General features: G+C 73.3%; 20 protein-coding genes and 1 pseudogene. 11 read left to right on the forward strand and 10 right to left on the reverse strand.

Annotated elements, in window-relative coordinates:
* Both IE182_RS29575 and IE182_RS29580 read right to left on the reverse strand, forming a co-directional pair.
* Window positions 1–627, reverse strand: a pseudogene (locus IE182_RS29575) (hypothetical protein); the annotation flags it as partial.
* A complete protein-coding gene (locus tag IE182_RS29580) occupies window positions 620–1612 on the reverse strand; it encodes an alpha/beta fold hydrolase (RefSeq protein ID WP_190113061.1) in 993 nt (330 codons plus the stop codon). The pseudogene IE182_RS29575 and the gene IE182_RS29580, both read right to left, overlap by 8 nt.
* A 147-nt stretch (window positions 1613–1759) precedes the next feature.
* On the opposite strand from IE182_RS29580, the gene IE182_RS29585 reads away from it, so the two are divergent.
* From IE182_RS29585 to IE182_RS29600, 4 genes are all read left to right on the forward strand, one after another.
* Window positions 1760–1987: an Rv3202a family protein gene (locus IE182_RS29585; RefSeq protein ID WP_190113062.1), complete on the forward strand. Its 228-nt coding sequence runs from the start codon at window positions 1760–1762 to the stop codon at window positions 1985–1987.
* 170 nt (window positions 1988–2157) lie between these two features.
* Entirely contained in the window at window positions 2158–2796 is a 639-nt protein-coding gene (locus IE182_RS29590) for a TetR/AcrR family transcriptional regulator (RefSeq protein WP_190063387.1), read from the forward strand.
* A gap of 174 nt (window positions 2797–2970) precedes the next feature.
* Complete coding sequence (locus tag IE182_RS29595; RefSeq protein WP_190113063.1) at window positions 2971–3198, forward strand: DUF3107 domain-containing protein; 228 nt, start codon at window positions 2971–2973, stop codon at window positions 3196–3198.
* Between the two features lie 224 nt (window positions 3199–3422).
* The gene (locus tag IE182_RS29600; protein WP_190113064.1) at window positions 3423–3701 is read left to right on the forward strand and encodes a hypothetical protein; all 279 of its coding nucleotides are present in this window, start codon (window positions 3423–3425) and stop codon (window positions 3699–3701) included.
* Window positions 3702–3745: 44 nt separating this feature from the next.
* Here the strand turns inward: IE182_RS29600 and IE182_RS29605 are convergent, their stop codons facing one another.
* Window positions 3746–4504, reverse strand: coding sequence for a ferritin-like fold-containing protein (locus IE182_RS29605; protein WP_229845228.1), 759 nt, complete (start codon window positions 4502–4504; stop codon window positions 3746–3748).
* Between the two features lie 515 nt (window positions 4505–5019).
* Here IE182_RS29605 and IE182_RS29610 point away from each other — a divergent pair.
* Both IE182_RS29610 and IE182_RS29615 read left to right on the forward strand, forming a co-directional pair.
* Window positions 5020–7578 carry a DEAD/DEAH box helicase gene (locus IE182_RS29610; RefSeq protein WP_190113065.1) on the forward strand — a complete coding sequence of 853 codons (2559 nt, stop codon included), beginning with the start codon at window positions 5020–5022 and terminating at the stop codon, window positions 7576–7578.
* A gap of 151 nt (window positions 7579–7729) precedes the next feature.
* Window positions 7730–8662 carry an alpha/beta fold hydrolase gene (locus IE182_RS29615; protein WP_190113066.1) on the forward strand — a complete coding sequence of 311 codons (933 nt, stop codon included), beginning with the start codon at window positions 7730–7732 and terminating at the stop codon, window positions 8660–8662.
* Here the strand turns inward: IE182_RS29615 and IE182_RS29620 are convergent.
* Complete coding sequence (locus tag IE182_RS29620) at window positions 8634–9416, reverse strand: VOC family protein (protein WP_190113067.1); 783 nt, start codon at window positions 9414–9416, stop codon at window positions 8634–8636. The two genes, IE182_RS29615 and IE182_RS29620, sit on opposite strands and share 29 nt — an antisense overlap.
* A gap of 332 nt (window positions 9417–9748) precedes the next feature.
* Here IE182_RS29620 and IE182_RS29625 point away from each other — a divergent pair, with 332 nt between their 5' ends.
* Window positions 9749–9901: a DUF8834 family protein gene (locus IE182_RS29625; RefSeq protein ID WP_190113068.1), complete on the forward strand. Its 153-nt coding sequence runs from the start codon at window positions 9749–9751 to the stop codon at window positions 9899–9901.
* 96 nt (window positions 9902–9997) lie between these two features.
* Here IE182_RS29625 and IE182_RS29630 read toward each other — a convergent pair whose 3' ends face one another.
* The 4 genes from IE182_RS29630 to IE182_RS29645 form a co-directional block, all read right to left on the reverse strand.
* Window positions 9998–10603, reverse strand: a complete 606-nt coding sequence (locus tag IE182_RS29630; protein ID WP_190113069.1) for a MarC family protein — start codon at window positions 10601–10603, stop codon at window positions 9998–10000.
* 194 nt (window positions 10604–10797) lie between these two features.
* Window positions 10798–11661: a PHP domain-containing protein gene (locus IE182_RS29635; RefSeq protein WP_190113070.1), complete on the reverse strand. Its 864-nt coding sequence runs from the start codon at window positions 11659–11661 to the stop codon at window positions 10798–10800.
* Window positions 11662–11775: 114 nt separating this feature from the next.
* The gene (locus tag IE182_RS29640; RefSeq protein WP_190113071.1) at window positions 11776–12417 is read right to left on the reverse strand and encodes a DUF6758 family protein; all 642 of its coding nucleotides are present in this window, start codon (window positions 12415–12417) and stop codon (window positions 11776–11778) included.
* A 125-nt stretch (window positions 12418–12542) separates the two neighbouring features.
* Window positions 12543–13139 carry a suppressor of fused domain protein gene (locus IE182_RS29645; protein ID WP_190113072.1) on the reverse strand — a complete coding sequence of 199 codons (597 nt, stop codon included), beginning with the start codon at window positions 13137–13139 and terminating at the stop codon, window positions 12543–12545.
* A gap of 499 nt (window positions 13140–13638) precedes the next feature.
* Between IE182_RS29645 and IE182_RS29650 the strand changes: the two genes are divergently transcribed.
* Complete coding sequence (locus IE182_RS29650; RefSeq protein WP_190113073.1) at window positions 13639–14748, forward strand: magnesium and cobalt transport protein CorA; 1110 nt, start codon at window positions 13639–13641, stop codon at window positions 14746–14748.
* A 37-nt stretch (window positions 14749–14785) separates the two neighbouring features.
* On the opposite strand, the gene IE182_RS29655 is transcribed toward IE182_RS29650, so the two are convergent.
* Window positions 14786–15754 (reverse strand): DMT family transporter, encoded by a 969-nt coding sequence (locus IE182_RS29655; protein WP_190113074.1) that lies wholly within the window; start codon window positions 15752–15754, stop codon window positions 14786–14788.
* A gap of 35 nt (window positions 15755–15789) precedes the next feature.
* Between IE182_RS29655 and IE182_RS29660 the strand changes: the two genes are divergently transcribed.
* Window positions 15790–16302, forward strand: coding sequence for a hypothetical protein (locus IE182_RS29660; RefSeq protein ID WP_190113075.1), 513 nt, complete (start codon window positions 15790–15792; stop codon window positions 16300–16302).
* Between the two features lie 22 nt (window positions 16303–16324).
* On the opposite strand, the gene IE182_RS29665 is transcribed toward IE182_RS29660, so the two are convergent.
* Entirely contained in the window at window positions 16325–17104 is a 780-nt protein-coding gene (locus IE182_RS29665; protein ID WP_190113076.1) for a hypothetical protein, read from the reverse strand.
* Window positions 17105–17306: 202 nt separating this feature from the next.
* Here IE182_RS29665 and IE182_RS29670 point away from each other — a divergent pair, with 202 nt between their 5' ends.
* Window positions 17307–18611 carry a magnesium transporter MgtE N-terminal domain-containing protein gene (locus IE182_RS29670; RefSeq protein WP_190113077.1) on the forward strand — a complete coding sequence of 435 codons (1305 nt, stop codon included), beginning with the start codon at window positions 17307–17309 and terminating at the stop codon, window positions 18609–18611.
* The gene (locus IE182_RS29675) at window positions 18601–19170 is read left to right on the forward strand and encodes a DUF1003 domain-containing protein (protein ID WP_229845230.1); all 570 of its coding nucleotides are present in this window, start codon (window positions 18601–18603) and stop codon (window positions 19168–19170) included. The genes IE182_RS29670 and IE182_RS29675 overlap by 11 nt, the downstream gene beginning before the upstream one ends.
* Window positions 19171–19177: the final 7 nt, after the last annotated feature.

Consider the following 19177-nt stretch of genomic DNA (forward strand, 5'->3'; position numbering starts at 1 on the left):
CGCCCGGCTGCACGCGGTGACCGGTGCGTACGCCATGCCCGTCGAGCTGTTCCGGCCGCGCCTGGATCCCGGCGCGGGCGTGCGGGGCGTGTCGTCGGCGTCCGGACGGCGGGCGGCGGGGGCGGTGAGGCCGGACATGTAGCCGGTGGCGGAGTGGGTGCGCGCGGCGGGCGCGGCGGGCGCGGCGCCCGGCGTCCGGTCGCGCTGGGCGCCGATGACGCCCCAGCCGAGGACGGGGTCGCGCTGCTCGGGGTGGCCGGAGCGGGCGGAGGGGCGGGCCGCCTCCTCCTGGCCGAAGCCGGCGCCCGGGCCGGCGCCCGAGCCGAGGCCCGCGCTGTAGCCGGCGTCGTAGTCGGGGCCGAACCCGGCGTCGTAGCCGGGGACGCCGGCGTCGTAGCCGGGGGCGAATCCGGCGTCGAAGTCCGCCGCGAGCTCCGCGGCGTCGGTGCCGGAGGCGGCGCCGCGCCGGCGCCCGCTGCCCGGGCCGGGCACCGGGGTCACCGCCTCGGGGGCGCGGCCGTGCGCGGTGGGCCCCTGGCCCTCCGGGGCGCGGCGGCGGCCCGTACCGGAGGCGGCAGCGGCGGACCCGAAGCGGGCCCGGTCGGCGCGTGCGCTGTGTTTACCCACGGGGCGGGGCGCTCCGTTCCGGTGTCGTGGCGGTGTCCGCGAGCAGTTCCCGGAAGGCGCGAGCCACCACGTCCGGGTCCTCCATCATCGCGACATGACCCGCCTGGAGAAGCGTCAGCAGCCGCGAGTCGCGGAATGCCTTGCTCGCACGGTGGGCCATGCGGAGGGAGACGAGCTGGTCGCGCGCTCCGTACACGAGCAGAGTAGGGGCAAGGACCTTCTCCGCCTGACGCCACAGCGAATGCTGTCCGCCGAGTGTGTACGCGTCGACGATGCCGCGGGCCGAGCGGGCCATGACGTCCCAGAAGTAGGGGAGCTCCAGCCTGCGCTCGTACTCGGCGACCGCGAGGGCGAACCCTTCGGGCGTCACCTGGGCGGGGTCGCCGTAGCACAGGGCGAGCACCTCGCGGGTGCGGCGTTCGGGCGTCCAGTCCTTGGTGGCCCGGGCGAAGAGGGAGACGACGCCGGGCACGGCGAGCAGGGCGGTGGGCACCGCCGTGCGCTGGGGCCGCAGCTCCGGCAGGGCGGGCGAGACGAGGGTGAGCGTGCGGACGAGGTCCGGACGGACGGCGGCCACGCGGGTGGCGACGGCGCCGCCCATGGAGTTGCCGATGAGGTGGACGGGGCCGCGGGCGGTGGCGTCGAGGTAGCGGATGACCACGCGCGCGTACCCGGTGATGGAGTAGTCGCCGTCCTCGGGCGGCGGCGCGTCCCCGAAGCCGGGCAGGTCCAGGGCTTCACAGTCGACGAGACCCGCGAGCCGCTCCATCAGCTCGGACCAGTTCTGCGAGGACCCGCCGAGGCCGTGCAGGCACAGGGCGGCCGGCAGCGTGCCCGGGCCACCGGCGGGCGGGCGGGAGCGCACGGTCAGCGTGATCCCGGGCAGGGCCACCGTGCGCAGCTCCTCCCCCGCGCTGACCCGCGAGGAGCGCGTGGGTGGCACCACGGGCACGGCGCGGGCATCCGGCGACTCGGTCGAAGACATGCGGGCAATGTTACGAGACGATCACGCCCGAACCTTTGTGGCGGCGGTCACAGATCGCCTGGCGGTCGCCAGCCCCGTCTCCTAGGCTGCAAGCAGGTGTATGAAGGAGTACAGGGCGTCATCCCGGATACCGGAAAGGGATCCCGTATGCCTGTCGACCCGACCGACCCCGATACCTTCGAGGACGAGGACGAGGACGCCGTCGTGATCACCACCGACGCGGAGGCGCCGGAGGCGGATGCCGCCGAGCAGCACGCCGACCTCGCTCCACAGCGCGACGACCGGCTGGAGCACATCGACCGCGACTCGGCCAACGAGGCGGACCGCGCCGAGCAGGCGCGGGTGGTGGAACTGGACGAGGACGACTACCGCTGACCCTCCTGCAGCGGCCGGACCGGGCGTACTGCCTGGATTGGGGGTTTTGTCGACTTCCCACAGCGTCCGGTCCGTGAAATTCTCCGCTCCGACCACGCACGGCCCGGTTACCCAAAAGTACGATGGCGGGCGCGGTGCACACCGTGCACGGAACGAACATGGGAGGCGGCGTGACAGCCATCGAGCAGACCGAGGCGCGCCCGCGGGGCACGCGCCTGCCGCGCCGAGCCCGACGCAACCAGCTCCTGGGCGCCGCCCAGGAGGTCTTCGTGGCGCAGGGGTACCACGCCGCGGCGATGGACGACATCGCCGAGCGCGCGGGCGTCAGCAAGCCGGTGCTCTACCAGCACTTCCCCGGCAAGCTGGACCTCTACCTGGCGCTGCTGGACCAGCACTGCGAGAACCTCCTGCAGGCCGTCCGCACCGCACTCGCCTCCACCTCCGAGAACAAGCTGCGCGTGGCGGCCACCATGGACGCCTACTTCGCGTACGTCGAGGACGAGGGCGGCGCCTTCCGCCTGGTCTTCGAGTCCGACCTGACCAACGAGCCGGCCGTGCGCGAGCGCGTCGAGCGGGTCTCGCTGGAGTGCGCCGAGGCGATCAGCGACGTGGTCGCCGAGGACACCGGCCTGTCGAAGGACGAGGCCATGCTGCTGGCCGTGGGCCTGGGCGGCGTCTCCCAGGTCGTCGCCCGCTACTGGCTCTCCAGCGAGAGCGCCGTCCCGCGGGAGACGGCGGTCCAGCTGCTGACGTCGCTGGCCTGGCGCGGCATCGCCGGCTTCCCGAAGGTCGCGCACGAGCAGCACTGAGCCGCTCCGGCCGCCGCTCCGCGCGGCGGCCGCGGCGGTGTTCGCTGCGAGCGTGCGGGCGGGGGCCCGGCTCGCCCCCGTACCGGGCTAATGTGTGGAACGTACGGCGCGGCTGGCCGCGCACCCCGTCCCGGGGCTTCGCCACGGGGACCGCAACCTTCGGAGGGACAGACCGTGGAGGTCAAGATCGGCGTGCAGCACGCGCCCCGCGAGATCGTTCTGGAGAGCGGGCTGGCTGCCGAGGAAGTAGAGCGCGCGGTGGCCGATGCGCTCGCCGGCAAGGCACAGCTGCTGAGCCTGGTGGACGACCGTGGCCGCAAGGTGCTGGTCCCGGCCGACCGGCTGGCGTACGTCGAGATCGGCGAGCCGACCGTCCGGAAGGTCGGATTCGGCGCGATGTGATCGCGCGATGATCGTGTGAGGTCCGGCTCCGGCCGGACGCGAACGGCGGGGCCCCGGTGCGAAATTCACCGGGGCTCCGCCGTTGTCGTAGGTGCGGGTCGTGTGTGACTGTCGTACGTGACGCCGGACCGGTGACGAGGGTTGCCCGGGTCGGCCATGGGGTAAGACCGCTACGACCGATTTGCACCCCCTGCTTCTCGGCCACCTCATGGGAGGGAATGAGCATGATCCTCTGGGAAGCGCTCGGCTCGGTCCTGATCGGCCTCGCCGTCTCCTACGGAGCCCTGCGCTGGCTTCCCACGCGCTACGGACAGTTCCGCTCCCGCGCGCTCACCCTGGCCACCGGACCGGTCGCCGCGCTGTTCGGCGCGCTGCTGGCCCATTCGGTGCTCGGGCCGGGCCACGCCGTCGCCATCCTGACGGTGTCCCTGGGCGTGGCCGTGGCGCTGCTCTCCCTCCTGCTGCGCCCGGCCGGCCGGGCCCGCCGATCAGCCACGGCTTGAGGCGGGCCCGCCGGAATCCGCCGGTGGGCGGTGTCGCGACCGCGTCAGGCCGCCAGGCCCAGCGCGGCCATCCGCTTGGTGTGCGCCTCGGTGATCCGCGAGAACATCTTGCCGACCTCCGCCAGGTCGAAGCCGTCGGCCACGCCGCCCACCAGCATCGTGGACAGCGCGTCACGGTCCGCCACCACGCGCTGCGCCTGGGAGAGCGCCTCGCCCATCAGCCGCCGGGCCCACAGCGCGAGCCGCCCGCCCACACGCGGCTCGGCCTCGATCGCGGCACGGACCTTCTCGACCGCGAACGACGCGTGGCCGGTGTCGTCGAGCACGGTGAGCACCAGCGCGCGGGTGTCGGAGTCCAGGCGGGCCGCGACCTCGCGGTAGAAGTCGCTGGCGATCGAGTCGCCCACGTACGCCTTGACGAGGCCCTCCAGCCAGTCCGAGGGCGCGGTCTGGCGGTGGAACTCGTCCAGCGCCGCCGCGAAGGGCTCCATGGCGGCGGTCGGCGGGGCGTCGATGGCCTCCAGGCGGTCCCGCAGCCGCTGGAAGTGCTGGAACTCTGCCGCGGCCATCTTGGCCAGAGCGGCCTTGTCGTCGAGGGAGGGGGCCAGCTTGGCGTCCTCCGCGAGCCGCTCGAAGGCGGCCAGCTCGCCGTAGGCGAGGGCGCCGAGCAGGTCCACGACGGCCGCCCGGTACTGCGGGTCGGCGGAGGCGTGGGCCCAGTCCTGGGCGGCGATCCCGGTGTGCTCGCCGGCCGTGGTGGTGCCGGTCTCGGTGGCGTTCTCTGGCGTGTCGGGCGTCTCCATGCAGCGAACGATAGCCCGCCGTGCGACACGACGAACCCCCTGGTCAGACAGTTCATCCTGATCCGGACACGCGATTGTCCGGACACACATGCGCCTTTCCGGGGTACAGTGCTAATAGGCCAGCCGAGTATTCGGCGGGCCGAACTCATGCTGTGTCTTCTGGAGGCGCGTCTTCAGGACTGCAGCGGATGCCCGGTCGGTGGCCCGATCGGCTTCCACAAAACCGACCGCCCTCCGCGCGGTACGTACGGGACGTACGCACACCAGGAGGGATCCGCTCGCGGCACGTGTGCACGAGCGAAGGCAGTGGTCCCGCGCCACCCGGCAGCCACCGGCAGCCGGCAGCACTACTGGCGCGGTCCGTACGAGCCCTCGTACGACCCCCTTCGCCGCCTCGCGCCGCGTCTCACAGAAGAGGCAAGATTCTGTCCACTTTCCGAGACCTCGGGATTCTGTCCGAAACCGCCGAAGCGCTCGAAGCCGTCGGCATCGTGAATCCGTTCCCCATCCAGGAGATGACGCTCCCCGTCGCCCTCTCGGGCTCCGACGTCATCGGCCAGGCCAAGACCGGCACCGGCAAGACGCTGGGCTTCGGTCTGCCCCTCCTGGAGCGCGTCGTCGTCCCCGCGGACGTCGAGGCCGGCCGGGCCCAGCCCGAGCAGCTGACCGACGCCCCGCAGGCACTGGTCGTCGTCCCCACCCGCGAGCTCTGCCAGCAGGTCACCAACGACCTGCTGACCGCCGGCAAGGTCCGCAACGTCCGCGTCCAGGCCATTTACGGCGGACGTGCGTACGAGCCCCAGGTCGAGGCGCTCAAGAAGGGCGTCGACGTGATCGTCGGCACCCCCGGCCGCCTGCTGGACCTCGCCGGCCAGAAGAAGCTCAGCCTCGCGCACGTCAAGGCCCTCGTCCTGGACGAGGCCGACGAAATGCTCGACCTCGGCTTCCTGCCCGACGTGGAGCGCATCATCACGATGCTCCCCGCCAAGCGGCAGACCATGCTCTTCTCGGCCACCATGCCGGGCGCGGTCATCTCGCTCGCCCGCCGCTACATGTCGCAGCCCACGCACATCCGCGCCACCTCGCCGGACGACCAGGGCCAGACGCACGCCAACATCGCCCAGCACGTCTTCCGCGCCCACAACATGGACAAGCCGGAGATGGTCGCCCGCATCCTGCAGGCCGAGGGCCGCAACCGCGCGATGATCTTCTGCCGCACGAAGCGGACGGCTGCGGACATCGCCGAACAGCTCACCCGTCGCGGCTTCGCCTCCGGCGCGGTCCACGGCGACCTCGGCCAGGGCGCCCGCGAGCAGGCGCTGCGCGCCTTCCGCAACGGCAAGGTCGACGTCCTCGTCTGCACGGACGTCGCCGCGCGCGGCATCGACGTGGACGACGTCACGCACGTGGTCAATTACCAGTCCCCCGAGGACGAGAAGACCTACCTGCACCGCATCGGCCGCACCGGCCGCGCCGGCAAGTCGGGTACGGCCGTCACGCTGGTCGACTGGGACGACATCCCCCGCTGGAAGCTCATCAACAAGGCGCTGGACCTCCCGTTCGACGAGCCGGAGGAGACGTACTCCACGTCCCCGCACCTGTACGAGGCGCTGAGCATCCCCGCCGGCACCAAGGGCATCCTGCCGCGCTCCGAGCGGACGCTCGCCGGCCTCGCGGCCGAGGAGATCGAGGACCTCGGCGAGCCGGGCGGCCGCGGACGCGGCCGGGACGCCCGCCGCGGTGGCCGCGACCGTGTGGAGGAGGAGCGTCCGGCCCGTACGCGCACCCCGCGCCAGCGCCGCCGCACCCGCAACGGTGAGCCGGTGTCCGCCGAGGCCGCGCCGGCCGCCGGTTCCGGCACCGTCTCCGACGCACCGGCCGCCGTCCGCTCCGACGCCCCGGAGACGCCGGCCCGTCCGCGGCGCCGCCGTCGCACGCGGGGCGGTGCGGGAACGGCTCCGGCCGTCGCCGCCACGCCCGTGACCGAGCAGGCCCCCGCGGCCGCCGAGCCGGAGGCTCCGGCCCGTTCGCGGCGTCGCCGCACGCGTGGCGCGTCGGGGACGACCGCCGCGGCGAGCGTCGTCGCCGCCGCCACGGAGGTCGTCGAGGCCGCCGAGGCTGTGATCGCGTCCGTGCCGGCCGCCCGTGCGGCGGAGCCCGAGGTGACGGTCGAGGCCGTGGAGACGGTCGTCGAGACCAAGCCGAAGCGGACCCGCGCGGCCGCCAAGAAGGCCGTCGAGACGGTCGAGGCCACGGAGACGGTCGAGGCCGTCGAGGTCGCCGAGACGAAGCCGAAGCGCACCCGCACGGCCAAGAAGGCCGCCGCCGCGCCGGTCGCCGAAGCCGTCGCCGAGGTCGAGGCCGAGGTCAAGCCCAAGCGCACCCGCACGGCTGCGAAGAAGGCCGCCGAGGTCGTCGAGACCGCGGAGACCGCCGAGGCGAAGCCGAAGCGCACCCGCACGGCCGCCAAGAAGGCCGTCGAGACCACCGAGGTCGCGGAGGTCGACGAGGCTGCTGAGGCGAAGCCGAAGCGCACCCGGGCCAAGAAGGCCGTCGAGACGGTCGAGGCCACGGAGACCGTCGAGGCTGCTGAGGCCAAGCCGAAGCGCACCCGCGCCACGGCCAAGAAGGCCGCCGCCGCGCCCGTCGCCGAAGCCGTCGCCGAGGTCAAGCCCAAGCGCACCCGCACGGCCGCCAAGAAGGCCGCCGAGGTCGCGGAGACCGCCGAGGCTGCTGAGGCCAAGCCCAAGCGCACCCGCACCGCTGCCAAGAAGGCTGCTGCCGCGCCGGAGGCCGTGGACGGCACCGAGGTCAAGCCCAAGCGCACCCGCGCCACGGCCAAGAAGGCCGCCGCCGCGCCCGTCGCCGAGGGCGAGGCCGAGGCCAAGCCCAAGCGCACCCGCACCGCTGCCAAGAAGGCTGCTGCCGCGCCGGAGGCCGTGGACGGCACCGAGGTCAAGCCCAAGCGGACGCGCACGGTCAAGAAGGCCGCCGCCGCGCCCGTCGCCGAGGGCGAGGCCGAGGCCAAGCCGAAGCGCACCCGCACGGCTACGAAGAAGGCCGCCGAGGCGTAAGCCTCTGCAACGCCGCTGCCCGGGCCGTTCAGGCCCGGGCAGCGGCGTTTTCCGTGCGCGAACCCCTGCCCCCGCCCGCCGTGGCGCGATCCGCGCCCCCACGGGCCCCGCGGGCCCGGCGGCGGCCGGACGCCGCGTTAGCCTCGTTCCCATGAGCAAGCCGCCCTTCCTCACGCTGCCCCCGTGCGCACGCGCGTACCGTCTCACCACCGGGCGGGGGGAGTTCGCCGTCCACGACGCCCGGCCCGCCGGGGCGCCGCGCGGGACGGTGCTGCTCGTGCCGGGCTTCACCGGCAGCAAGGAGGACTTCATCGCGCTGCTGGAGCCGCTGGCGGAGGCCGGGTACCGGGCCGTGGCCGTGGACGGGCGCGGGCAGCACGAGAGCCCGGGGCCGCGGGACGAAGCCGCCTATGCGCAGGAGGAATTGGCGCGCGACGTCCATGCCCAGGCCGCGGCCCTCGGCGGCGACGGCGTGCACCTGCTCGGCCACTCCCTGGGCGGCCTGATCACACGGGCCGCCGTGCTCGCCGACCCCTCACCGTTCCGTTCGCTGACGGTGATGAGCAGCGGTCCGGGGGCGATCTCCCCGTCGCAGCAGGCCCGTACCCGCCTCCTGATCGAAGCGCTGGGCGTGCTGGGCATGGAGGACGTGTGGCAGGAGATGCAGCGGGAGAACACGGCCTCCGCGGAGAGCGCCGAGAACGCCTCCGTCGCCGGCACGCCGCCGGAGCTCGCCGCGTTCCTGTACCGCCGCTGGATGGGCACCGTTCCCGAGCAACTCATGGCGACCGGACGCCAGTTGACCAAGGAGCCGGACCGGACGGCCGAGCTGGCGGAGGTGCCGCTGCCCAAGCACGTCGTCTCGGGGGCGCTGGACTACGCCTGGCCCGTCCCGGAGATCGACGCGATGGCGAAGGAGCTGTCCGCGCAGCGCACGGTCGTCCGGGGTGCGGGCCACTCCCCCAACGCCGAGCGGCCCGCCGAGACGGCGGAGGCCCTCCTGCGCTTCTGGAACCTCGTCCGGCAGCCCTGGGGCGCGTCCCAGCCCCCGGGTCCTAGCAGCCCGACTTCTCCGTCACCGTGAACAGGGCGCCCTCCCTGTCCCGCAGCGTCGCCTCCCGCCCGGCCCGGGAGTGGGTGGGCTCGGAGACGACGGCGCCGCCGGAGCCGAGGGCCGCCTCCACGGCCTTCTCGACGTCGTCGACGCGGAAGTACACGTGCCAGCGCGGCCGGATGCGCGGGTCCGGGTCGGCCTCGACGGCGCCGCCGCGGATGCAGGCGACGGTGCGGCCGCCCGAGCGGACGATGACGGCGTCGTCCTCGTAGCGGACCTCGCAGCGGTCGGGCCGGTCGACGGTCCAGTCGAAGATCTCGCCGTAGAACATGGCGGCGGCGAAGGCGTCCCGGGTGCGCAGCTCCAGCCAGGCGGGGGCGGCGCCGGCGCCGATGCGCCAGCCCGGCAGGTTCTTGCCCTCCCAGATGCCGAAGACCGCTCCTGCCGAGTCCGCGGCGAGGACGACGCGGCCGTTGCCGACGGCGAGCGGGCCGACGGCGACGGTGCCGCCGCGCTCACGGACCCGTGAGGCCACCACGTCGGCGTCCGCGACGGCGAAGTAGGAGGTCCAGGAGGCGGCGATGCCCATGGAACGGGCCGCGTCGCTGAGGCCGGCCACGGGCTTGCCGTCGGAGAGCGCCACGGAGAAGCCCTCGCCGAACGATCCGGCGCGGAAGGTCCAGCCCAGCACGGCGCCGTAGAAGTCGTGGGCGGTGGCGAGGTCCGCGGTCAGCAGGCTCACCCAGCAGGGCTGCCCCAGCCCCGCACCGTCGGAGGCCGACATGGCCGATCGCCTCGTTTCTGTTCCGGGTCCTGCGGTGTCGGGAGGCCGGCCGGGCCGTGCCGCGGCCGCCCCCTGTCAGGGTTCCACTCGCCGCGCGCGAGCGCATTCCGGCGCGCGCGCAGGCCGCCCAGTTCCTCGTGCGCACAACCCGGTCGGCACCGGTGACGGCCACCCCTTCCCCGGCAGTGATTAGCCACGTTAAAAATTTCTTTAGCGTAGGGAATGTTTGCACTACGCGTTGCGTTGGACACGTATGCAACGCGCACGGCACCGTCGCCGCGCGCGTCACTGTTCACAGTTCTCCGCAGGAGGATCAGACGAAGGGAGAAGCCTTGCGCTTCGAAATCATGCGCCTGGACGACGTCGACGGCACGGCCGTCGACAGCACCGTCGTGGACGCCGCCTCCGTCAACCGGATCGTGCAGCAGGCCGCCTCGATCGGCCAGCGCATCTACATCCGCCCGGCCGACTCGACGGCCCGGTAACGCCCCTCGCGTCCGCGTACGCACCCGGATGCGCAACGCCCCCGTACGGACCTGCCGTACGGGGGCGTTCGTCGTGCCGGCCGGTGCCGGCCGCGCTCAGTGGGCGGCGATGACCTGGGTGATGCCATTGATGATCTGCTGGACGGCCAGCGCGGAGAGCATCATGCCCGCCAGGCGGGTCACCAGCACCACGCCACCGTCCTTGATCACGCGGATGATGTGCAGCGAGTTGCGCATGACCAGCCACAGCACGAGGTGAATGGCGGCGATCGCGCACCACACCGAGACCTGCGAGGCCAGGGAGTCGGCGTGCTGGACGGCGAGGATCACCGAGACGATCGCACCGGGCCCGGCCAGCAGCGGCATGCCCAGCGGTACGAGCGCGACGTTGACGTCCTTGGTCTGCGTCGGCTCCTCCGACTTGCCCGTCAGCAGGTCCAGCGCGATCAGCAGCAGGAGCAGACCTCCCGCGATCATGAGCGCCGGCGTGGTGATGTGCAGGTAGTCCAGGATCTGCTGGCCGCAGATGCCGAAGACGGTGATCACGCCGAAGGCGACCACCGCCGCCTGCCAGGCCATGCGCCGCTGGACCTTGGCGGGCCGGCCGGCGGTGAGCGCGAGGAAGATCGGCGTGATCCCGGGCGGGTCCATGATCACGAACAGGGTGAGGAAGAGCGAGCCGAAGACAGCGATGTCGAACACAGTGAGGGCCTTGCAGGAGTGGTGCGAGCAGGAGCGGGACAGCGGGAGAGAAGAACGGGGGAACGGGGCTCTGCGGAGCGGAGGAGGCGGGCCCGTACGTCCGTCCACCGCGGGGTCCGCGGAAACGACGACAAGGGCCTACGAACAGCGTCACCCGTACGAGGGCATGGGTACGGGTGCGGGGTGAGGGGCGGTCAGCCGCCGGCGCCCGGGACGGGGAACGCGCCCGTCGCGCGGCGCGTGATCTCGCCGTAGATTTCCGGGTCGGTGGTGTACTCGCCGAGGCGGCACGTCTTGCGGCTGCCGTGGTAGTCGCTGGAGCCGGTCGTCAGCAGGCCGAGCTCGGCGGCGAGGCCGCGCAGCCGGGCCCGGGTGGGGGCGTCGTGGTCCATGTGGTCCACCTCGACGCCGTCCAGGCCGGCCGAGGCCAGCTCGGCTATCTGGGCCTCCGAGACGCAGCGGCCGCGGTGCAGGGCCAGCGGGTGCGCGAGCACGGTGACGCCGCCGGCCGCCTTGACCAGGCGGATGGCGTCGAAGGGGTCGAGTTCGTGCTTCTCGACGAAGGCGCGGCCGTCACCGGCGAGCCACTCGGCGGTGAAGGCGTCGGAGACGGTGTCGATCACGCCGAGCTCGACCATGGCGGCGGCGACGTGCGGCCGGCCCACGGCTCCGCCCGCGGCGATCTGCGCCACGCGCTCCCAGGTGACGGGGACGCCGAGCTCGTTGAGCTTGCCGACCATGGCCCGGGCGCGGGGGGTGCGGTCGTCGCGGACCAGCTCCCGCTCGCGCGCCAGCTCCGGCTCGGCCGCATCGAAGAGGTAGGCCAGCATGTGGACGCTGAAGCCGTCCGGGCCGTCGAAGCGGCACGACAGCTCGGCGCCGGTCACCAGGGTGAGCCCGGCCGGAAGGGCCGCGACGGCCTCGGCGTGGCCGCCGACCCCGTCGTGGTCGGTCAGCGCGACGACGTCCAGCCCCGCGGCGGCCGCGTTGCGAACCAGCTCGGCGGGGGTGTCCGTACCGTCCGAGGCCGTGGAGTGGGTGTGCAGGTCGATGCGCACGGCACGGCTCCCAACGGCGTGTGGAACGGACAGGACCGGTTCAGGATAACTGTCGTACGAACGTGACCCGGCGCGCCGGAGCGCACACCGCGCGTTGGCCGGAACCGGCCGGCCTCAGGGCGCCAGGACGCGGGGCGACAGCGCACCGCAGGGCAGCAGGTCCACCTCGGCCCCGGCGTCCCGCAGGTCCGTGAGCACCAGCTCGTCGTACATCAGCAGGCCCGAGCGCTCCGGCCAGACGATCGCCCACAGCCACAGTCCGCGGGCCTCGCCCGCGAAGACGGCCCGGTCGCCGGGGGCGTTGTCGACGTGCCACAGGGGGGTGGGGCGGCCGGCCGCGTGGACCTTGGCGTGCGGCGAGCGGTCGACGCGGAGGTAGGGGCCGGGGTCGGGGCCGTCGATGCCGGCGTAGCGCGCGCCGAGGCCGACGCCGAGCTCCTCCGCCACGAGCAGCAGCTCGCCGGGGCCGCCGAGCGGGCTGGGCCCGGAGCAGGCGACGGCCGTCGCCCGGCCGCCGCTGCGGTCGTCGCCCGCGTAGACGACGCCGGTGAAGAGCCAGCCGACGGGCAGCGGCCAGGGCATCCAGACCGGCACCCGGGCCCGGCGGACGGCGACGGCAAGCGCTTCGACGCTGGGCGGGACGACCGGCTGCAGAGGGTGCACGGTGCCGTGCACGGCGCACTGCCAGGAGTCGGCGAAGAGACCGGGCGCTCGCACCCGGCCACCGCACTTCGGGCAACTGGGTTCGCCCCTCATAGCCTCCAACGGTCCTACCAGGCCGCCCCCGCGTCAAGGACGATCACCCGTCCGGAGTCGACACCGGCACACCGTTCCGGCCTTCCGGCTCCCCGCCCTCGCGGGGCGCGGTCCGGCCCCCGTGATCAGGCCAGGGGAACCCCGGCACGCAGCGGGTCGCGCAGGTCCGTGCCGTGCCGCAGCCAGCGCTCCTCCAGGGCGGCCGCGCCCTGGACGCGCTTCCACGCGGCTTCGTTGGGGGTCATCGGCAGGAGGGGCAGGAAGCGCACGGGGTCCAGCGGTTCGTCCAGCTCCAGGTCCTCGACGATGCCGCCGGACTCCGCGACGAGCACGGAGGTGAAGGGCGCGCCCGGCCACAGCGGCTCGCCGGTGTCGAGGGAGGCGCCCGGCGCCACCACGACGCCCTCCACCTGCGGCGATGCGGCCAGCACGGCCAGGGGGCGGAGCACCTTGTCCGTGTCGGCCCGGCCGCGGCGCACCGACAGCAGCAGTTCGGCGCGGGGGCCGCGCAGCGGGTCGGCCACCATGGCCGTGGGGTCGGCCATCGGGTGGGCGGACATGCCGAGCGTGGCGTAGCGGACGACGTCGCCGGCGTCGTCGGCGGCAGTGAAGCGGAGGACTTCGATCCGGTCCGTGCCGAGGAAGGTCACCGCGGCGCGCGCGTCCGGCTCACCGAGAGCCATCACCAGCCGGGCCTCGACGAGTGCGAGAACGTCTGACATGCAGTGAGCATAGAACGCGTATCGAACGGGCAAAGGAGGGGCTTGACGCGCCGCACGGCTGCTAGCCTTGGTCTGCCTTGACCTCTGGTCAAGGCGTGACGATCGTCCCTCAGCGGGGACCGGCCGGAGGAGGTGGGGCTGCGGTGGATCCTAGTCGACCGTGCAGTACCGACAGTTCTCCCGTCTTCCCGCTCCGGACGCACGTCACCCCGTGATCTGAAGCCTTCCGCGCCCGGCCACCGTCGCCGGCACCACCTCCGGAAGTCCTTCCACGCCCGCAGCACTTGACGGAAGAGCGCCTGCCTCTCGCTTTGTTCCGTGTTCTCTGCGAAGTTCTCCGCGAACTGCCGTCAGTCCCGCGCACCGCACGAAGCGCCGCCCGATTTGCGGACGTATCCCTCACCCGGCCCCCGGGACCGAGGGCGCCACCACGTCTACGTTTCAGGCAGCGTTGCGCCAAGCGCCCCGCACTGGCGGCCGGCCCGTGAAGGAGCCAGCCATGTCGATGATCCGTGACCTGCGTGCCGCCGTCCGCCCCGCCCTGCGCCGGGTGCCCGTCCAGGGCGGCGGCTACGACCCCACCCGCGACCCCTCGGCCAACAGCGCCGTCGTGGACTGCGCCGTCTACCGCGACGGCAAGCGCGCGAGCGACCACGTCAGCCCGGCCGAGGCCATGCGCCGGGTGCGGGCCGAGGGCGGCTTCGCGTGGATCGGGCTGCACGAGCCCGCGGAGCACGAGTTCGCCGGGATAGCGCGGGAGTTCGGGCTGCACCCGCTGGCCGTCGAGGACGCGGTCCACGCCCACCAGCGGCCCAAGCTGGAGCGCTACGACGACACGCTCTTCACGGTCTTCAAGACCATCCACTACGTCGAGCACGCCGAACTGACCGCCACCAGCGAGGTGGTGGAGACCGGCGAGGTGATGTGCTTCACCGGCCCGGACTTCATCATCACCGTCCGGCACGGCGGCCAGGGCTCGCTGCGCGCGCTGCGCCACCGGCTCCAGGACGACCCCCAGCTGCTCGGCCGGGGCCCCTCGGCCGTCCTGCACGCCATCGCCGACCAGGTCGTCGACGGCTACATAGCCGTGGCCGACGCCGTCCAGGACGACATCGACGAGGTCGAGATCGACGTCTTCTCCGACCCCGGCAAGGGCAGCCGGCGCGGCGGCGACGCGGGCCGCATCTACCAGCTCAAGCGGGAAGTGCTCGAATTCAAGCGGGCGGTCACGCCGCTCATACGGCCGATGCAGCTGCTGAGCGAGCGGCCGATGCGGCTGGTCGAGCCGGACGTCCAGAAGTACTTCCGCGACGTCGCCGACCACCTCGTGCGCGTGCACGAGCAGGTGGTCTCCTTCGACGACCTGCTCAACTCCATCCTCCAGGCCAACCTCGCGCAGGCGTCCGTCGCCCAGAACGAGGACATGCGCAAGATCACGTCCTGGGCGGCCATCTTCGCCGTGCCCACGATGATCGCCGGGATCTACGGCATGAACTTCGACCACATGCCGGAGCTGCACTGGAAGTACGGCTATCCGGCGGTCATGGTCGTCACGGTCGCCATCTGTGTGACGATCCACCGCGGCTTCAAGCGCAACGGCTGGCTCTGAGGGGCCGGTCCGGCCCGCCGGACGGGCCCTGGGCCCGCTAGACCCCGGTCTCCGGCAGGGCGGTCTCCTTGCGGCGGTCCCCCATGATGACCAGGGTCAGGCCCGCCATGATCACCGCGAGGGCGGGGTAGGCCACCGCCGGCGGCTGCTGGCCCAGCCACACGGCCGCGATCAGGGCCGCGCCCGGCGTCTCCAGCAGGATCGCCGTCGAGGTGACGGACGGGCCGAGGCCCTTGACCACCCTGTTGATCAGCGAGTGGCCGAGCAGCTGCGCGGTGACGGTCAGAAGGGCCAGCTTGAGCCAGGTCTCCCCGTCGTACCCGCCGAGCCGGACGCCACCGGCCAGGCAGGCGGCGAGGAGCAGCACGGTCGTGGTGGCGTAGCAGACGTACGTGTACGCGAGCGTGCCCACCGTGCGCCGCACCTCGGCGCCCAGCAGCACGTAGCCGGCCGCGGCCATGCCGCCCGCCAGGGCGAGCGCGTCGCCGGCCAGGGCGCGCGCGGAAAGGGAGAGGTCCACGCCGGTGAGGATCACTACGCCGAGGAAGGCGAGCCCGGTGCCGGCCCAGACGAGCGCGGGCGGTCGGTGGCCGCGCAGGCGCAGCAGCAGTGTGGTCCAGATGGGGGTGGTGGTGACCAGCGCGGTCGAGGACGCCACGGAGGTCATGTGCAGGCTCGGCAGCCACACCGCGAAGTGCAGGGCCAGCAGCGCCCCCGCGGCGACGGCCAGGAGCAGCGCCCGGCGGCCCATGCCGCGCAGCTCGGCGCGGTGGCGCAGCAGGGCGAGCGGGGTGAGGGCGCCGACGGCCATGGCGTTGCGCCAGAAGGCGATGGCGAGGGCCGGGGCGGCGGTCGCGGCGATGAGGGGCGCGGAGAGGGAGACTCCGGCGACGGCTATCGCGAGGAGGGCCAGTTCCGTGCGGACGGATACGGGGGCGGCGTTCTCGGGACCGGCGGGCCGGGCGGGGGCCGGTCTCGCGTCGCGACGGGCAGGGGCAGCACTCACGCGACCAGCCTAGGCCGCGCGCATAAAGTAGGCGCATGACGATGACGCAGGCGCTGATCGAAGAGGCCACGAAGAAGTCGGGGCTCATCTGGGTGCAGGGGCCGTCCGGGCCCAGCCGCGCGCTGTGGCACGTCTGGCACGAGGGCGCCGCCCACGTCGTCGGCGGCCCGGGCGAGCAGCCGGTGGACGCGCTGGCCCTCACGGACGGCGCGACGGCGACCGTCACGGTCCGCAGCAAGGACAAGGGCGGCCGGATCGTCGCCTGGACCGCGACCGTGAGCGAGCTCGCGCCGCGCGGCGAGGAGTGGACGGCGGCGGTGGCCGAGCTCAAGGGCAAGCGGCTGAACGCGCCGGACGCGGAGCAGCTGGAGGAGCGCTGGGCCCGCGAGTGCCGGGTGCTGCGCCTGGCGCCGACGGGCACGTCGGAGGACCTGCCCTCGGATTCCCTGGCGGCCGTCCCCCTGCCGACCCCGGCGACGACGCGCCACCCGATGCCGGCCGCCCTGCCGCGCCTGCTCCGCCGCGGCCGCAAGGCCCGCCAGGCGTAGCCCGAGGGGCGCAGGACGCGCCCTAGCCCCCGCTGGGGATGTGCAGCTGCTTGCCGTAGTCGACCGTCTGTTCCTTGGCGGGGACGGCGAGGGCGAAGTCCTTGCCCCAGCCGTCGAGCTCCAGCTGGCCGGCGCCGCCCGCGCGCTGGACGCGCAGCGGGTAGGGGGTGCCGGCGAGGGAGACCTCCAGCGTGCCGCCGCTGCCGCCCGCGCCGGTGACGCGGATGGTGCGGACGCCGCCGACCGTGCCGTGCTCGCCGCGGGCGAGCTTGCCGTGCAGCCCGATGAGGCCGTCGAGGAGCACGTTCTTGTCGGTGAAGCCCTTGAGCTGCTGGTACGAGGGGTCGTCGGCCGGCACCTTGACGTACTTGTCGTCGAGCTTGCCGGCGGCGGCAGCCGCGTCCCCCTTGCCGGTCGCCGAGGGAGCGGCCGAGGGGGCCGCCGGCGCCGTCGCGGCGCCCCGGGCCCAGAAGCCCGCCGGTGCCTTGAGGTAGAGGTCGTCGCCCACCCGCAGCAGTTCGAAGGTGCTGGCGTTGGAGAGGGAGACCCGGCCCGTTCCGCCGTTCTTCTTCAGGCGCATGTCGATGCGGAACGTCCGGCCCTGGCTGACGACGTTCCCGGACAGGTGGACGGTTTCGGCGCCCTGCGCGGCGGCGCGGGCCTTGTCCTGGATGGCGGGGGCTTCGAGCTTGCCGACGCCGTTGGTCCCCGCGTCGGGGTCCTCGCTGCCGCCACAGGCGGTGAGCACCGCCGACAGGACGGTGCACAGCGCCCCCACAAGGGCCGCGTTACGGGTTCGCACCTCTGCTCCTGCCTCCTGTTACCGGTGGGACAGGCGGCAGCGTACCCGGGCCGCATGCGAGCGGAAGCCGGGAGTCCGTCCTGATTCCGTACAGAGCTCGTGGAGAGTCCGTACGGCCGTCTCTCCCGCGCCCGGCGAAGCCGGTCACGTTAGCCTGAATCGGACATCCTGCGAGCAGGGACGAGCAAGGAGGTGCGCGGCCGTGGCAGCAGGCGCTCCCCGGGTCTTCGTCTCGCACCTCTCGGGTGTTGCCGTGTTCGACCCCAACGGCGACCAGGTGGGCCGCGTGCGCGACGTCGTGGCGATGCTGCGCGTCGGCGGCCGGCCGCCGCGCGTGCTGGGGCTGGTCGTGGAGGTCGTCAGCCGGCGCCGGATCTTCATCCCCATGACGCGCGTCACCGGTGTGGAGTCCGGCCAGGTCATCACCACGGGCGTGGTCAACATGCGGCGCTTCGAGCAGCGCCCGACGGAGACGCTGGTCCTCGGCGAGCTCCTGGACCGCCGGGTGCGCCTGGTCGGCGTGGAGGGCGCGGAGGCCGAGGTTACCGTCCTCGACGTGTCGCTCACCCAGCTGCCGGCCCGCCGCGACTGGGAGATCGACAAGGTCTTCGTGCGCCGCGGCAAGGGCGGCGCCCTGCGCCGCAAGGGCGAGACCCTGACCGTGGAGTGGTCGGCCGTGACCGGCTTCTCGCTGGAGGAGCACGGGCAGGGCGCCGAGAACCTCCTGGCGACCTTCGAGCGGCTGCGCCCCGCCGACCTCGCCAACGTCCTGCACCACCTCTCCCCCAAGCGGCGGGCCGAGGTCGCGGCCGCCCTGGACGACGACCGGCTCGCGGACGTGCTGGAGGAGCTGCCGGAGGACGACCAGATCGAGATCCTCGGCAAGCTCAAGGAGGAGCGCGCCGCCGACGTGCTGGAGGCCATGGACCCCGACGACGCCGCCGACCTCCTCTCCGAGCTGCCCGAGGAGGAGAAGGAACGGCTGCTCACCCTCATGCAGCCGGACGACGCGGCCGACGTGCGCCGCCTCATGGCCTACGAGGAGCGCACCGCGGGCGGCCTGATGACCACCGAGCCGATCGTGCTGCGCCCGGACGCGACCGTCGCCGACGCCCTGGCCCGCGTCCGCAACCCCGACCTCTCCCCCGCGCTCGCCGCCCAGGTCTACGTCTGCCGGCCGCCCGACGAGACACCCACGGGCAAGTACTTGGGCACGGTGCACTTCCAGCGGTTGCTGCGTGACCCGCCGTTCACGCTCGTCGGCTCGCTCACCGACACCGATCTGCGGCCGCTGCCGCCGCACACCCCGCTGCCCGCGGTGACCAGCTACCTGGCCACGTACAACCTGGTGTCCGTGCCCGTCGTCGACGCGAGCGGCTCCCTGCTGGGCGTGGTGACCGTCGACGACGTCCTCGACCACCTGCTGCCCGACGACTGGCGGGAGACCGAGCTGCACCTGGGCGCGCTCGGCATGAGTGCGCTGCCGGAGGCCGCCGATGAGCCCTGAGCGCACCGAGCGCGGCGAGGTGCGGGAGCGGCCGGCCCCGCACGAGCGGCCGCACGGCCCGCCCCGGGTCCGGCTGGACCTGCCCCGGGTGAAGCGGCGCGGCTGGCTGCCGGAGTACGACCCGGAGGCGTTCGGCCGGACCTCGGAGCGCATCGCACGGTTCCTCGGCACCGGACGGTTCATCGTCTGGATGACGGTCGTCATCATCCTGTGGGTGGTGTGGAACACCACCGTCCCCGGGCACCTGCGGTTCGACCAGTACCCGTTCATCTTCCTGACCCTGATGCTGTCGCTGCAGGCGTCGTACGCGGCGCCGCTGATCCTGCTGGCGCAGAACCGGCAGGACGACCGCGACCGCGTCAACCTCGAACAGGACCGCAAGCAGAACGAGCGGTCCATCGCGGACACCGAGTACCTCACGCGGGAGATCGCGGCCCTGCGCATGGGCCTGGGCGAGGTCGCGACGCGCGACTGGATCCGCTCGGAGTTCCAGGAGCTGGTCAAGGAGATGGAACAGCGCCGCGTATTCCCGGAGGAGAGTGAGGAACGCGACCGCTGACGGGCCT

This window comes from Streptomyces cinnamoneus (genome assembly GCF_014650495.1).
Lineage (GTDB): Bacteria > Actinomycetota > Actinomycetes > Streptomycetales > Streptomycetaceae > Streptomyces > Streptomyces cinnamoneus.